The organism is Roseateles sp. P5_E1 (assembly GCF_054049335.1).
This window is the reverse complement of sequence record NZ_JBFUMN010000028.1, coordinates 1-13,092: the sequence shown is the minus strand read 5'-3', so window position 1 is coordinate 13,092 and position 13,092 is coordinate 1. Positions and strand designations below refer to the sequence as shown.

At 69.7% G+C, this 13,092-nt stretch carries 14 protein-coding genes; 8 read left to right on the top strand and 6 right to left on the bottom strand.

What is annotated here, in order from left to right; translation table 11 throughout:
* Positions 1–18: 18 nt before the first annotated feature.
* Complete coding sequence (locus tag ACXJKJ_RS19280; RefSeq protein WP_457391687.1) at positions 19–843, bottom strand: symmetrical bis(5'-nucleosyl)-tetraphosphatase; 825 nt, start codon at positions 841–843, stop codon at positions 19–21.
* 288 nt (positions 844–1,131) lie between these two features.
* Between ACXJKJ_RS19280 and ACXJKJ_RS19275 the strand changes: the two genes are divergently transcribed.
* The 3 genes from ACXJKJ_RS19275 (at position 1,132) to ACXJKJ_RS19265 (ending at position 4,076) form a co-directional block, all read left to right on the top strand.
* Complete coding sequence (locus tag ACXJKJ_RS19275; protein WP_056198781.1) at positions 1,132–2,439, top strand: hemolysin family protein; 1,308 nt, start codon at positions 1,132–1,134, stop codon at positions 2,437–2,439.
* Positions 2,436–3,170, top strand: coding sequence for a SapC family protein (locus tag ACXJKJ_RS19270; protein WP_457354441.1), 735 nt, complete (start codon positions 2,436–2,438; stop codon positions 3,168–3,170). Before ACXJKJ_RS19275 ends, ACXJKJ_RS19270 begins: the two co-directional genes overlap by 4 nt.
* A gap of 219 nt (positions 3,171–3,389) precedes the next feature.
* Positions 3,390–4,076 (top strand): N-acyl amino acid synthase FeeM domain-containing protein, encoded by a 687-nt coding sequence (locus ACXJKJ_RS19265; protein WP_457391685.1) that lies wholly within the window; start codon positions 3,390–3,392, stop codon positions 4,074–4,076.
* Here the strand turns inward: ACXJKJ_RS19265 and ACXJKJ_RS19260 are convergent.
* The 3 genes from ACXJKJ_RS19260 to ACXJKJ_RS19250 all read right to left on the bottom strand — a co-directional run bounded on the left by ACXJKJ_RS19260 (position 4,019) and on the right by ACXJKJ_RS19250 (position 6,422).
* The gene (locus ACXJKJ_RS19260; protein ID WP_457391684.1) at positions 4,019–4,513 is read right to left on the bottom strand and encodes a hypothetical protein; all 495 of its coding nucleotides are present in this window, start codon (positions 4,511–4,513) and stop codon (positions 4,019–4,021) included. The genes ACXJKJ_RS19265 and ACXJKJ_RS19260 overlap by 58 nt on opposite strands.
* Before the next feature lie 57 nt (positions 4,514–4,570).
* The gene (locus tag ACXJKJ_RS19255; protein WP_457391682.1) at positions 4,571–6,070 is read right to left on the bottom strand and encodes a phospholipase D-like domain-containing protein; all 1,500 of its coding nucleotides are present in this window, start codon (positions 6,068–6,070) and stop codon (positions 4,571–4,573) included.
* A gap of 142 nt (positions 6,071–6,212) precedes the next feature.
* Complete coding sequence (locus ACXJKJ_RS19250) at positions 6,213–6,422, bottom strand: hypothetical protein (protein WP_457391680.1); 210 nt, start codon at positions 6,420–6,422, stop codon at positions 6,213–6,215.
* A gap of 186 nt (positions 6,423–6,608) precedes the next feature.
* On the opposite strand from ACXJKJ_RS19250, the gene ACXJKJ_RS19245 reads away from it, so the two are divergent.
* Both ACXJKJ_RS19245 and ACXJKJ_RS19240 read left to right on the top strand, forming a co-directional pair.
* Complete coding sequence (locus tag ACXJKJ_RS19245; RefSeq protein WP_457391678.1) at positions 6,609–8,093, top strand: sigma-54-dependent transcriptional regulator; 1,485 nt, start codon at positions 6,609–6,611, stop codon at positions 8,091–8,093.
* Between the two features lie 61 nt (positions 8,094–8,154).
* Positions 8,155–8,448, top strand: coding sequence for a hypothetical protein (locus tag ACXJKJ_RS19240; protein ID WP_457391676.1), 294 nt, complete (start codon positions 8,155–8,157; stop codon positions 8,446–8,448).
* Here the strand turns inward: ACXJKJ_RS19240 and ACXJKJ_RS19235 are convergent.
* Both ACXJKJ_RS19235 and ACXJKJ_RS19230 read right to left on the bottom strand, forming a co-directional pair.
* A complete protein-coding gene (locus tag ACXJKJ_RS19235; protein WP_457391675.1) occupies positions 8,343–9,227 on the bottom strand; it encodes a DUF2334 domain-containing protein in 885 nt (294 codons plus the stop codon). The two genes, ACXJKJ_RS19240 and ACXJKJ_RS19235, sit on opposite strands and share 106 nt — an antisense overlap.
* Positions 9,224–10,456: a glycosyltransferase gene (locus tag ACXJKJ_RS19230; protein WP_457391673.1), complete on the bottom strand. Its 1,233-nt coding sequence runs from the start codon at positions 10,454–10,456 to the stop codon at positions 9,224–9,226. Before ACXJKJ_RS19230 ends, ACXJKJ_RS19235 begins: the two co-directional genes overlap by 4 nt.
* A gap of 52 nt (positions 10,457–10,508) precedes the next feature.
* Here ACXJKJ_RS19230 and ACXJKJ_RS19225 point away from each other — a divergent pair, with 52 nt between their 5' ends.
* From ACXJKJ_RS19225 to ACXJKJ_RS19215, 3 genes are all read left to right on the top strand, one after another.
* Complete coding sequence (locus ACXJKJ_RS19225; protein ID WP_457391672.1) at positions 10,509–11,591, top strand: DNA topoisomerase IB; 1,083 nt, start codon at positions 10,509–10,511, stop codon at positions 11,589–11,591.
* Between the two features lie 73 nt (positions 11,592–11,664).
* Positions 11,665–12,837, top strand: a complete 1,173-nt coding sequence (locus ACXJKJ_RS19220; RefSeq protein WP_457391670.1) for a glycosyltransferase family 4 protein — start codon at positions 11,665–11,667, stop codon at positions 12,835–12,837.
* A 72-nt stretch (positions 12,838–12,909) separates the two neighbouring features.
* A partial coding sequence (locus ACXJKJ_RS19215) for a zinc-ribbon domain-containing protein (RefSeq protein WP_457391669.1) occupies positions 12,910–13,092 on the top strand: 183 nt, incomplete at its 3' end.

The window sequence follows — 13,092 nt, the reverse complement described above, 5'->3', positions numbered from 1 at the left end:
ATTCTACGGTGCCTTGGCTCAGCCGCCCGGCTGCTGCGCCTGTTCGCAGTCCACCTGGATGATCTCGCGCTGCAGGCCGTCCACCCGCGCCGCCGTCAGCTTGCCACCCCAGACGCAGCCCGTGTCCAGGCCAAGCAGGTGCGGCTGGTCCAGCAGCCCCAGCGTCGACCAATGGCCGAAGGCGATGGGCGTGTCGGCGGTCTTGCGGCCCGGCGCGTCGAACCAGGGCATGAAGCCTTCAGGTGCCGCGCCGGCGCCGTCCTTGGTCTTGAAGTCCATCTCGCCGTCGGCGCTGCAAAAGCGCAGCCTTGTCAGCGCGTTGACCGTGAAGCGCAGCCGCGCGGTGCCGGCGAGGTCGGGGTCCCAGCGCGCCGGCTCATTGCCGTACATGGCGTGCAGGAAGTCGGGCAGGGCAGGGCCGCGCAGCACGGCCTCGACGTCGGCCGCCAGGGCCAGGGTGTCGTCGCGGCTCCATTGCGGCACAACGCCGGCGTGCACCATCAGCCAGCCGGCCTCGTAGACGGCCATGCGCTGCTGGCGCAGCCAGTCCATCAGCGCCTCGCGGTCGGGCGCGGCCAGGATGTCGTCCAGCGTATCGCCCCGGTGCGGGCGGCGCACGCCGTGGTGGGCGGCAAGCAGATGCAGGTCATGGTTGCCCAGCAGGCAGGTCGCCGTCTCGCCCAGGCCGGCCAGGCGGCGCAGCGTCGTCAGCGAGGCCGGGCCGCGGTTGACGAGGTCACCCAGCAGCCAGAGGCGGTCGCGTGACGGGGAGAAATCGATCTGCCGCAGCAAGCGCTCCAGCGCGTCGCAGCAGCCCTGGAGGTCGCCGATCAGGTAGTTCATGTGCGGATTGTCCCGGTCCTGGGGCTCTGCGCGGCAGAGGGCGTRGCYCGCGCCGGGGCGATTTGCGGGGCCATGCATCGTTGCCGGCTCGTAGTGGGGCTCGCCCCACGGCCTCGCCGACGCCTAGCCTGGCCCCGCAACTCGCCCCGGCGCGRGCYACGCCCTCTGCCGCGCAGACCCCAAAGCGAGGGATCGCACGGTGGGTTTGGTCATGGCCTTCTGATAGTCTCCCGGGCTTCGTTTTTGCCTTGCGCCACCTGGGGTTTTCCCCGGGGTCTGGCGCCTTCGATGGATACCGCTCTCGTTCTCTTTCTGATCCTGATCAACGGCCTGTTCGCGATGTCGGAGATGGCGCTGACCGCCAGCCGCAAGGCGCGGTTGCAGGTGATGGTGGAGAGTGGCGAGGGCGGTGCGCAGGCCGCGATGGACCTGCATGACAACCCGACCAAATTCCTGTCGACGGTGCAGATCGGCATCACCGGTATCGGCGTGCTGAACGGCATCGTCGGCGATGCGGCCTTCTCCGGCCCGCTGTCGCGCTGGCTGACTGAGAGCTTCGGCTTGAACCCGCATGCCACCGACATCGCCGCGACGGCGCTGGTCGTCATCATCATCACGCTGCTGACCATCGTCTTCGGCGAGCTGGTGCCCAAGCGCATCGGCCAGATCTACCCGGAGACGGTGGCCCGCCTCGTCGCGCCGACGATGAACTTCATCTCCATGGCCGCGCGCCCGCTGGTGAAGGCGCTGAGCTTCATGACCGAGGCGACGCTGGGCCTGCTGGGCTTGCGCAACAAGGGCCAGCGCGGTGTGACGGAAGAGGAGATCGCCGCCAGCCTGGAAGAAGGCCGCGACGCCGGTGTCATCGAGGAGCATGAGCACCAGATGGTGCGCAACGTGTTCCGCCTGGACGAGCGTCAGGTCGGCTCCATGATGATTCCGCGGGCCGAGATTGCCTGGCTGGAGGTTGATGCGACGCCGGCCGAGGTGCTGGCCGTCTTGCGCGAGCATGGCTTCAACCGCTACCCGGTCTGCCGCGGTGGCCTGGGCGAGGTGCTGGGCGTGGCCAATGCGCCGGCGCTGCTGGCCGGCATGCTGGAGGGCTTGCCGCTGGACCTGATGGCGGGCCTGGAGCCGCCGCTGTTCGTGCCCGAGACGTTGTCGGGCATGGAGCTGCTGGAACATTTCCGCGTGTCGGACGCGCCCCTGGTCTTCGTCGTCGATGAGTACGGCGAGGTGCAGGGCGTGATCGCCGTGCGTGACGTGCTGGAAGCCATTGCCGGGGAGTTCAATGCCCCGAGCGATGGCGACGCCTGGGCGGTGCAGCGCGAGGACGGGAGCTGGCTGATCGACGGCCTGATCCCGGTGCCCGAGCTGAAGGACCGCCTGGAGCTGAAGGAACTGCCCGAAGAGGACCGTGGGCGCTACAACACCCTGGCCGGCATGATCATGCTGTTGCTGGGGCGCTTGCCGCGCACGACCGATGTCGTGGAGTGGGACGCGTGGAGATTCGAGGTCGTGGACCTCGATGGCAAGCGTGTAGACAAAGTGCTGGTCAGTCGTCTGGCCGAGGAAACTGGAGAGAGAGAAACATGAGCAACCCCCCGATGTACGGCGAAATGCAGCCGCTGGATCGTGACGTCCACAAGAACCTGAAGCTGGACACCGACCAGTCCGTCGTGAGCCGCGTGGCCGATCAGAACTCGGTCTTCCTCGCCGCCGTCGAGTTTGCCGACGCCTGCAAGGAATACCCGATCGTCTTCGTGCGCGCCGGCAGCCCCGGCCCGGATGGCAAGCAGCCCGTCGCGCCTCTGGCCGTGCTGGGCCTGCGCGCGGGCTCCAACCTCTTCGTCGAGGGCGACAAGTGGACCGGTGGCTACGTGCCCGCCTATGTACGCCGTTATCCCTTCGTGATGGCCCGCATGGACGAAAGCTCGAACAGCATGGCCGTCTGCTACGACATGAAGTGGCCGGCCTTCAACGAGACGACCGGCGAGGCCCTGTTCAAGGACGGCCAGCCGACCGAGTTCCTGCTGAACGCCAAGGCCTTCCTGGAGAACTTTGAGCAGGAAGCCGAGCGCACCCGCCTGATCTGCAACCTGCTCGTCGAGATGGACCTGCTGCAGGACATGCGCTTCGAGGCGACCTTGCCCAACGAAGAAAAGCTCGACGTCGAGGGTTTCATGGCCCTGGACGAGAAGAAGTACGCCGAGCTGGCCGACGACAAGGTGCTACAGCTGCATCGCAACGGCCTCATCGCGATGATCGAGATGCACCGCCTGTCGTTGACCAACATGAACCGCCTGGTGGGCAAGTACGTGGTCTGATCCCGCAGCGCCTTCGCTCCCGAGGCCACGCCGCGCGTGGCCTTCTTTCTTGCCGCGGCTCCCTGGCTACCAGCGAGGGGCCGTTGTCGCATATCTCGGCGACAGGGAAATCCCTGGCGCCCCCGATTTAGATGTATCGGTCTGTGAGCTTCAATGAAATGCGTCATTTCAATCCCTAGACTCCGCCGCTCGGTGCGTTGGGCACCAAGGATGTAGTCGATGACGCCCATATTCGAAGAAAGCCGCCGCACGCCGCTGAACCCCTTCGGCGGACCGCCGCTGGAGCTCAACAGCGATTTCGGAGCGCTGGAGGGTGACGCCTACGAGCTCGTCGAACGCCGTTACGGCGATCGCGGCCTGGCGGTGAAGCGGGAGACCTACACCAGCCGCAAGGAAGATGGCGACATCATCTGCACGGCGCGCAACGGCGACAACATCATCGGCACGCTGTCGGTGCGTTTTGACGGTGCCGGCGGCCTGCACGCCGACCTGCTCTTCGAATCCGAGCTGGCCGAATGGCGTTCCGCCGGCATCAAGCTCTGCGAATTCGGCCGGCTGGCTGTGGACAAACATGCCTTCGAGCCCAAGCGGGTGCTGGCCCAGGTGTTTCACCTCGGCTATCTGCACGCCCACCGTCGCGCGCGTTGCGAGCGCCTCATCATCGAGGTCAACCCGCGCCACGTCGCCTTCTACCGTCGCTGGTTGGGCCTGCTGCCCTACACGGCGGCCCGGCACAACCCGCGCGTGAACGCGCCGGCTGTGCTGATGAGCATCGATCTGGCGACCGTGCGCGAGCAGATCGCGCTGTGGGGCGGCCGGCCTGAGCTGCTGACCCAGGCCCGTTGCCTTTATCCGTTGGCTTGGGACGAGGCCACCGAGGCCTCCATGCTGGCCAAGTTGAGCTGAGCGGTCAGCAAGGTCCGCCCTGGCGCCATGCCAGCCAGCTGCTCCGCGGCAAGCGGCGCAGTGGCGAATTCCTGCTGCAGGCGCTGCAGCAGATCCTCACGATCCGGCGGCGGCGCACCGCAGGACGTGCGTGCCGCGATGGCACGATCCAACGCCCCTTCCAGGCCATTGCATTGCACCGAGAACGAGGTGTGGTGAGGCTGACCATGCTGGTCGGTCCAGGTGGCCACGACGCGCAGCACCGGTCCGATCGTGCGTGTCACCCATTCAAAGCGTATGCCGGCGGTGCGTGTGCGGCTGCGCCGCATCAGCCGGCCCGTGCTGCTACCGCCCGGCCGGCGTGCGCGCTCCAGGCGCATGTCGTTCAGGAAGCGCCCGGCCGCGCCCATGGCGGTGGCTTCGGTCATGGAGGAAGTGCCCATGAGGTCAATCGTCATCGCAGAACTCCGAGTTGCTGAATAAACCCGCCGGTCTGTGGCAAACGGGATGCCAGCTCAAAGCAATGGCTCCACCAGGCGGGCAAAGCCCTGCAGCAGGCGCTGGCCCAGGCCGCGCTTGGCCCATTGCGTCGCGTCGATGTGCTGAGATACCTGCAGGTCGCGGGCGAACAGCGCCTGCATCTGCTGGCCGAAGTCGTCGCCGAGGACGATGACGTCGACCTCGTTGTTGCCGACGATGCTGCGCCAGTCGAGGTTGCTCGAGCCGACGCTGGAATAAACGCCATCCACGACGGCCGTCTTGGCGTGCATGACGGACTCCGTCATTTCGTGGATCTGCACGCCGGCTTCCAGTAGCTGGGCATAGCGCGAACGCGCGGCGTGCAGCACCATGGCGACGTCGCTGCGGCCCGGCAACACGAGCGAGACGGCCACGCCGCGGCGGGCCGCGTCGCACAGGGCCCGGATGAGCTCGGGCCCGGGTGCGAAATAGGCCATGGTCAGCTGCACGCTGCGCTGCGAGGCATCGATGGCGTGCAGCAGCGCCGTGTAGCTGGGGTTGATGCCATTGGCTGGATCGCCCGCCACCAGCTTGACGACGCGCTGCCCGGGTGTGGCCACGCGGGGCGGTGGGGCGGGCGCCAGTTCGCCGGGGCAACCCTGCAGGGCCCAGGATTCGCGGAACAGCACGGCCAGAGCCGACACCACGGGGCCGCGCAGCTCCACCTGGGTGTCGCGCCAGCCCTGCTTGTCGGCGTCGGCCGGCGGCTGTATTGGCGCACCCTTCGCGCTGCGCGCTGTCCCGCCAGGCGGGAGCGGAGCCCCTTCGGGCGGCCGGGCGGGGCCCCTGCGCCGGGCGCTGCTGAAGGAGCCTTCGGCGTAGACGTTGCTGAGGTTGATGCCGCCGGTGAAGGCCACGTCGCTGTCGGCGGCCAGCATCTTGCGGTGGTTGCGCTGCAGCACGCCCCAGTGGCCCGGTCGCTCCAGCGGATTGATCGGGTTGAAGGCGCACACGGCGACGCCGCCCTTGCGCAGGCGGTCGAAGAAGGCGCCGTCCGTGCCCATCGAGCCCAGGCTGTCGTACATCAGCGCCACGCTGACGCCCTCGGCGGCCTTGCGCAGCAGCAGCTCGCCGATCTCGGCGGCCACGCCCTCGTCCTCGATGATGTAGAACTCCACGAGAAGGCGGTGGCGGGCGGCGGCGATGGCCGCCTTCATCGCTGCAAAAGTGGCGGGGCCGTCGACCAGCAGCCTGGCCGTGTTGCCGCGCAGCAGCTGGGTGTCGCCCCTGGCTGCCAGCGCGCCGAGATGGCGTTCCAGCAGCGCGCCATTGCCCTCGTCGCGCACCCGGGCCAGGTCCCTGGCCTCGACGGCATCGGAGACGGGGCCGTCACGGCCCTGCAGGGTGACGCGGTCTGCGGTCAGGCGCGCCGACGCTGGCTGCACCTGAGGCTCCTGTTCCAGCAAGGTGCCGCAGGCCACCGTGCCCGCCAGGGAGAACACCACCGCGAGGGCCCAAGCCCAGCCGCCGAGGTGCCAGCCGCGAGATTGCTTCATGAGGCCCGCCAATGCACCAATGTTGAGCTTGCAGGGCAGGCGGTGTGCCCGCCCAGGCCCAGCTTGCGGAGGCCGTTGAGGTCAAGCGGCTGCAGGGGGCGGAGCAACCGGTAGAAGTTGCAGCAATGCTGGCGGCACGACCTCAGGCGTCGGTGGGCGTCGGGCGACCCCCTTCGCCTTCCCAGGTTTGCACGGCGACCGGTGCTCGCGCCGAATGGGCCCTGCGACGGCGGTGGTGGTGGCCATGGCAGGCTCGCCAGGCCAGCACGAGCACGGCACCCAGTGCCAGCGCGTCCAGCAACCGCGTCAACGAGAGACCGGCGGGATCATGGCAATCAGCGTCTTGTAACAAGGGGTTGCTCATGGGCGGGCATAACGTTACGGTGGGCGGCCAGCTGAGGGCAGCTGGCATGCCTGACGGGGATTACTGGTGGATACACGCCCCGGCCGGGCAAAGTTTTTCTGACGGGGGTGGAATGTGTTGAAAATGACTGCTCCCGTAGCGCCTGGGTCACCGTAACAAAGCTGGAAGGAAACGATGCCGCATGCCCTGGTAGTGGACGATGACCACGATTCAGCCGCCTCCCTGCGCGAGTTGATCGCGGGCGAGCAGTTCACCGTGGCGGTCGCTCACAACTTGCGCGATGCGCGCAAGCAGCTCTCGCTGCAGCAGCCCGACATCCTGCTGCTGGACCTGCGCCTGCCCGACGGCAATGGCATGGACCTGCTGGCCGACCCCAAGCTGGTGGCCAATTCGGAGGTCGTGCTTTGCACTGGCCACGCCAATCTGGAGACCTCCATCCAGGCGCTGCGCCTGGGAGCGGCCGACTATCTCGTCAAGCCCGTCAACCTCAAGCAGTTGCAAGGGGTGCTGTCGCGCATCATGAAGCCGGCGACCCTGCAGGCCGAGGTGGAGGATCTGACTGCCAATCTGGACGAGTCCGGTCATTTCGGCCATCTTTGGGGCCGCAGCGCGCCGATGAAGCGCATCTACGAGCAGATCTCGCGCGTGGCGGGTACCAGCGTGTCGGTCTTCATCACGGGCGAGTCGGGTACCGGCAAGGAGGTGGTGGCGCAAACCGTGCACGACCTCAGCCGCCGTCGCAAGCGCCCCTTCCTGGCCGTGAACTGCGGGGCCATCAGCCCCAACCTGATSGARAGCGAGWTCTTCGGCCACRAGAAGGGCAGCTTCACCGGTGCCGAGCGCCAGCACCAGGGCTTCTTCGAGCGCGCCAGCGGTGGCACTCTCTTCCTGGACGAGATCACCGAGATGCCGCTGGAGCTGCAGGTCAAGCTGCTGCGCGTGCTGGAGACCGGGCGCTTCATGCGCGTGGGCAGCACCACCAGCCAGGAGACCGACGTGCGCATCGTCGCGGCCACCAACCGCCTGCCCTACCAGGCGGTGGCCTCGGGCAAGTTGCGCGAAGACCTGCTCTATCGCCTGAACATCTTCCCGATCGCGCTGCCGCCGCTGCGGGACCGCATCGCCGACATCCCGCTGCTGGCCAACCATTTCCTGGCCGCCATCAGCGAGCAGGAGGGCACCGTGCGCCGCTTCTCGCCCGAGGCGCTGGCGACCTTGGTGGGTTACCCCTGGCCGGGCAATGTGCGCGAGCTGCGCAATGTCGTGCAGCGCGCTTATGTGATGGCCCAGGGCGAGCTGATCGATGAGACCTGGCTGCCCGGCAGCGAAGAGACGGGAGTCACTTCGACTTGGGGAGGCCAGGGGCCGCAAGACCTGCCAGCGGCGCCGCCGGTCGGTATCCCGCCGTCGCCGGCGCGGCTGCCCGAGATGCTGAACGCCGATGCCGACATGCCCTTCATCACCCTGCCCATCGGCTCCAGCGTGGCGCAGGCCGAACGCGCGCTGATGCTGGCCACGCTGCGCCACTTCAACCACCACAAGGAACGCACAGCTGCGGTGCTGGGGATCAGCCTGAAGACGCTGTACAACCGGCTGAAGGAATATGCAGCCGAAGGCAGCGCGGCTGCGGATCTCGGCGGCCCCCCGCAGCGCGACTGAGCGCGGGCACGGCGCGCGGATTGCCCCAACTGCATTCCGACACTCTGATGAAGGAAGCACCATGGGTCACGCAGATTGGGTTGACGATGCGGCCGATGCTTCGCGGCATGGCCTGCAGAAGGCGCAGAACGCCGCGCGGCGCGGCCTGGACCATCTGGCCGACGGCGTGAGCGAAGCGCGCGACGCCATGGCGCCGGTACTGCGCAACATGCGCTCCGGCGTCTCGCAGGTCCGCGAGCGGACCGTGGGCTATGTGCGCGACGAGCCGGTGCGCTCCGCCCTCGTTGCGGCGGCGGTCGGCACACTGGTGTTTGCGCTGTGGCACCTATTGAGCTCGCGCAGCAGCCCCCGCTGATGCCCCGCTAGCACCCGCGCCATCTGCGCCGCCTCGGCCAGGCGCAGCGGCGTGCGCGTGCGCAGGGCCTCGTCGAGCAGCCGCGTCCAGCAGCGCACCACGGCGCGGTGATCCGCGTCGCCCGGATGCAGCTCCAGGCGCAGCAGCGGCGCCTCGCGGGCGCGGCGCGCCTGCAGGCTGTTCCAGGCCAATGACAGCCCGCGGCGCCAGGCCGTGCGTGTGCTGAACACCAGGCTGGGCGCCGGCAGCACATGCCGGTGTGGCAGGGCGATGACCTCGGTCAGCGTGCAGGTGTGGCGAAAGCCTGCGTCGGCAACGGCTTGCAGCGCCGGTGGGGCGAGCAGCCAGGCCGGCGCGACGAAGCCGTCCATGGGCAGACCGTGGTCGCCGGCCCAGGTACGGCCCTCGCGCAGCCGTTGCATGGCCTGCGCGTGGGACAGGGCGGCAAACTCGCCCTCGCCCGCCGTGTAGTGGCGGCGCAGCAGATAGTCGCCCAGGCCGCGCAGCGGCGGGCCTTCGTCGCTGTGGGTGAGGCCGTGAAGCAGCAGTTCATGGCCGGCGCCGGCCATGCCGCGCAACCAGCGCAGATAGCGCGGCGGCACTTCCGCATCGCCGTGCATGCGGGGCACCACGAGCAGGGACAGCGGCAGCCGCACGCCGGCATGGCTGGCACAGCGGCGTAGTTCAGCCAGCACGCGCAGGCAGCCGTCCCAGCGCGCCGGTGACACGTCGTGCAGCACGACGCACACGGCGCCGGCCGCTCGGGTCGGCGCCGTCAACGCTGGCGTGCCAGCCGATTGGCCAGCGGCAGAGCCGGGTTGCGGGCCGGCGCAACCAGTGTGGGCTGGCGGCCGAGCAGGGCGGTGTAGCGCCGCGTCATCTGCGCCATCACGTGCGGCCAGTCCTGCGCTTGGGCGCGCGCCAGGGCGTTGCGGCGCTGAACCGCCTGGTTGCCGTCCAGGCTGGCGTCCATCGCTTCGGCCCAGGAGCCGGCCCGCGGCCGGTCCACCAGCAGTCCCGCGTCGCGCGCCAGTTCGGCCAGGCCGCYGGCACTGGCGACCACCACCGGCGTGCCGCAGGCCATGGCCTCGAGCACACCCAGGCCGAAGGTCTCCTGGTCGCCGGCGTGCACGTAAGCATCGCAGCTGGCCACCATACGAGCCAGTTGCCGGCTGTCGTGTTCCGGCGGCAGCACCAGCACCTGTTCGCCAAGCGGCGGCGCCGGCCCGTCGCCCACGGCCAGCAGCACATGGCCGCGGCCCAGCAGGGCGACCGCATCGGCCAGCAGCTGCAGGTTCTTCTCCAATGCGAAGCGGCCGGTGTAGATGAACAGGCGCGTATCCGGCGCCAGGCCGTGGTCGCTGCAAAACTGCACCCGCCAGGCGGCGTCGCGCGCGCAGGGCGTGAAGGCCGAGCAGTCCACGCCCAGGGGCTGCAGCGTCACGCGCGGCACGCCCCAGGACTGCAGCAGCTGCACCATGCCGCTGCTGGGGGCCATGACGAGATCGAAATGGCGGTACAGGTTGACCAGATAGCGCCGGGCCCAGCGCTCGGCGCCGCGCCCCAGGCGCGTGCCTTCGGGGCCGCCCGCCAGGCGCGCCGCCAGCTGGGGCAGGTTGCTGTGGCAGAAGGCCACGGCCGGGATACGCAACTGCTCCGCCGCGGCCAGCGACGCCCAGGCCAGTACATAGGGGTCGGCGGATTCGACGATGTCGGGCGCGACGAATTCGATCTGCCGCAGCGCACGGCCCCGGCCCAGCACCATGCGGTAGCCGCCGCTGCGGGGCAGGGGCATGCCGCCACAGTCCACCATGCCGGGACCCTGGGCGCCGGGCGCGATGACCGTGTGCCGCCAGCCCAGCGGGCGCAGCCGCTCATGCTTGGCCGTCAACACGCGCCGCACGCCGCCCGTGGCGCCCCAGAACATCGATACATCCAGCAGATGGGGGCCCGCACCAGGACGCGTCTCCTGGACCTGCTGCTCGGGCGCGGCGTGGTTCGCATGCATTGCGGCGCGGAGGCAATCGGCATGCCTGGCACGTCGCCTGCCTGGGCACGGCATGCCCAACCCGTCGTCATCCCGGGCCCCGGAGGTTCGCCAGGCGCGCCAGGCCGGCCTGCGCTGGCTCAGCGATACGGGTCCCGGCATCCGCCGCGAGCCGGTGACTTCCGGCGGCTTCCAATACCGGGACGCCCGCGGCCGGCGTGTCCGTGACGACGCCACGCTCGCGCGCATCCGCAAGCTGGCCATTCCACCGGCCTGGCAGCAGGTCTGGATCAGCCCGCATGCCGACAGCCATCTGCAGGCCACCGGCCGCGATGCGCGCGGGCGCAAGCAATATCGTTATCACGCCGACTGGATGGCCGACCGCGGCCAGACCAAGTTCGACGGCCTGCTGCGCTTTGGCGCCGTGCTGCCACGGCTGCGCCGACGCGTGCAGCGCGCGCTGGCGGGGCAGGGCGAGCCCACCCGCGAGCGCGTGCTGGCCACTTTGGTGCGCCTGCTGGACACCACCTGGCTGCGCATCGGCAACAGTGCCTATGCGCGCGAGAACGGCTCCTACGGCCTGTCGACGCTGCGCAACCGCCATGCCGGCGTGCAGGGTGACGCCATCCGGCTGTCCTTTGTCGGCAAGAGCGGCGTGCGCCACTCGGTCAGCGTGAGCGACCGCCGTGTCGCCCGCATCGTGCGCCGCTGCCGCGAGCTGCCCGGCCAGGAGCTGTTCCGCTATCTCGACGAGGGCGGCCAGACCCATGCCGTCGACTCGGCGGACGTCAATGCCTGGCTCGCCGAGGCCGCCGGCCGGCGCGTGACGGCCAAGGACTTTCGCACCTGGCATGGCAGCGTGCTGGCCCTGCAGTTGACGCTGCAGGCCTGTGCCGAGGGCGCCGAGCCCTGCCGGCCGCAGCAACTGCTGGCAGCCGTGGCCAAGCGCCTGGGCAACACCCCAGCGGTTTGCCGCAAGGCTTACATCCACCCCCGCGTGCTGGCCCTGGGCGACGCGCTGAGCGATGAGGCGGCCCGCGCCGCGCTGCGCGCTCAGCCGTGGGCGGCGGCGCCTTCGGCCCGGTCCGGCCTGAGCGCCGCCGAGCGCCAGTTGATGGCCCTGCTGCGCTCCCGGGCGGCAGCTCGGTCGACCTGAGCAGCAAGGGCCAGGAAGGGGCGGGCATTCCACTTGCCATGACGGCGGAATGCAACAGCCGGAGTGAAGCGTCGTGCGCATCGCCTATGTCACCGAGACCTTTCCGCCGGAGATCAACGGCGTGGCCCTGACGGCCGAGCGCGCCCTGCGGCATCTGCGCGACGTCGGGCACGAGGTGCAGCTGATCCGGCCGCGCCAGCCGGGTGAAGCGGGCCGCCGTGACGAGCGCGAATGGCGCTGCGGCGGCGGTCCCATCCCGATGTATCCCGAGCTGCGCTACGGCTTGGCCACGTCGGCGGGGCTGCGTGCGCTGTGGCGCGAATGCGGCGGTCCGCCCGATGTCGTGCATGTGACGACCCCCGGCCCGCTGGGCTGGGCCGCGCTGCGCGCTGCGCACGCCGAGGGCGTTCCCCGCAGCGCCGACTTCCGCACCAACTTCCACGCCTATTGCGGCCACTACGGCCTGGGCTGGCTGGAGACCGTCGTGCTGGGCTATCTGAAGCGCCTGCACGGCATGGCCGACCTCAACTTCGTGCCGACCACGGAGCTGCAGCGTGAACTCGCCGCCCATGGCTTCGAGCGCCTGCGGGTGCTTGGCCGGGGCGTCGACGCCAAGCTGTTCTCGCCTGATCGCCGCGACCTGCGGTTGCGCCGCGAATGGCGCATCGGCAACGATCACCGCGTCATGCTCTATGTCGGCCGGCTGGCGCCGGAGAAGAACGCGAGCCTGGCGTTGCAGACCTTCGAGCGCCTGAGCGCCCGCCGTCCGGGGCTGCGCATGGTGGTGGTCGGCGACGGCCCGCTGCGCGCGAAGCTTGAGCGCACTCACTCGACGGCGCGCTTCGTCGGCATGCAGACGGGCCTCGCGCTGGCCCGCCACTACGCCAGCGCCGACGTCTTCCTCTTTCCCAGCCAGACCGAGACCTTCGGCAATGTGACGCTCGAAGCCCTGGCCAGCGGCCTGGCCGTCGCCGCGTTCGACACCGGCGCCGCCGCCCAGCATGTGCGCGACGGTGTCAGTGGCTGCCTGGCACCGGTCTGCCAGGGCCTGGACGCCGCCGATGCCTTCCTGGATGCGGCCACCCGCGCCCTGGATGCCTCCGCGCCCGACGGCCTGCTGCGCATGGAAGCGCGGCTGGACGCCCTCCAGGCCGACTGGGGCAGCGTGCAGCGCCGCTTCGAGCAGCAGCTGCTGCAACTGGCTGCGGCCGCCCGGACCGTGCCGCGCTATGCCGCCCTGGCTTGATGCCGATCGCCTGCGCAGCGCCGAGCTGGACCTGCGCGTAACGGCTGGCCTGATGCTGTGCTGGAGCGCCTGGTGAGCTCCGTTGCTGCCACGCGGCACGCCGTGCCATCGCCGACGACGCCGCGGGCGTTCAGCTGCGCCTGCGGCCGGCCGGTGTTCTTCCGCAACAGCGAATGCCTGGCCTGCCACCGGCCACTGGGTTATGCCCCCGCTCGGGGCCAGTTGCTGGCGCTGGAGGCGGCACCGCGCTCAGGC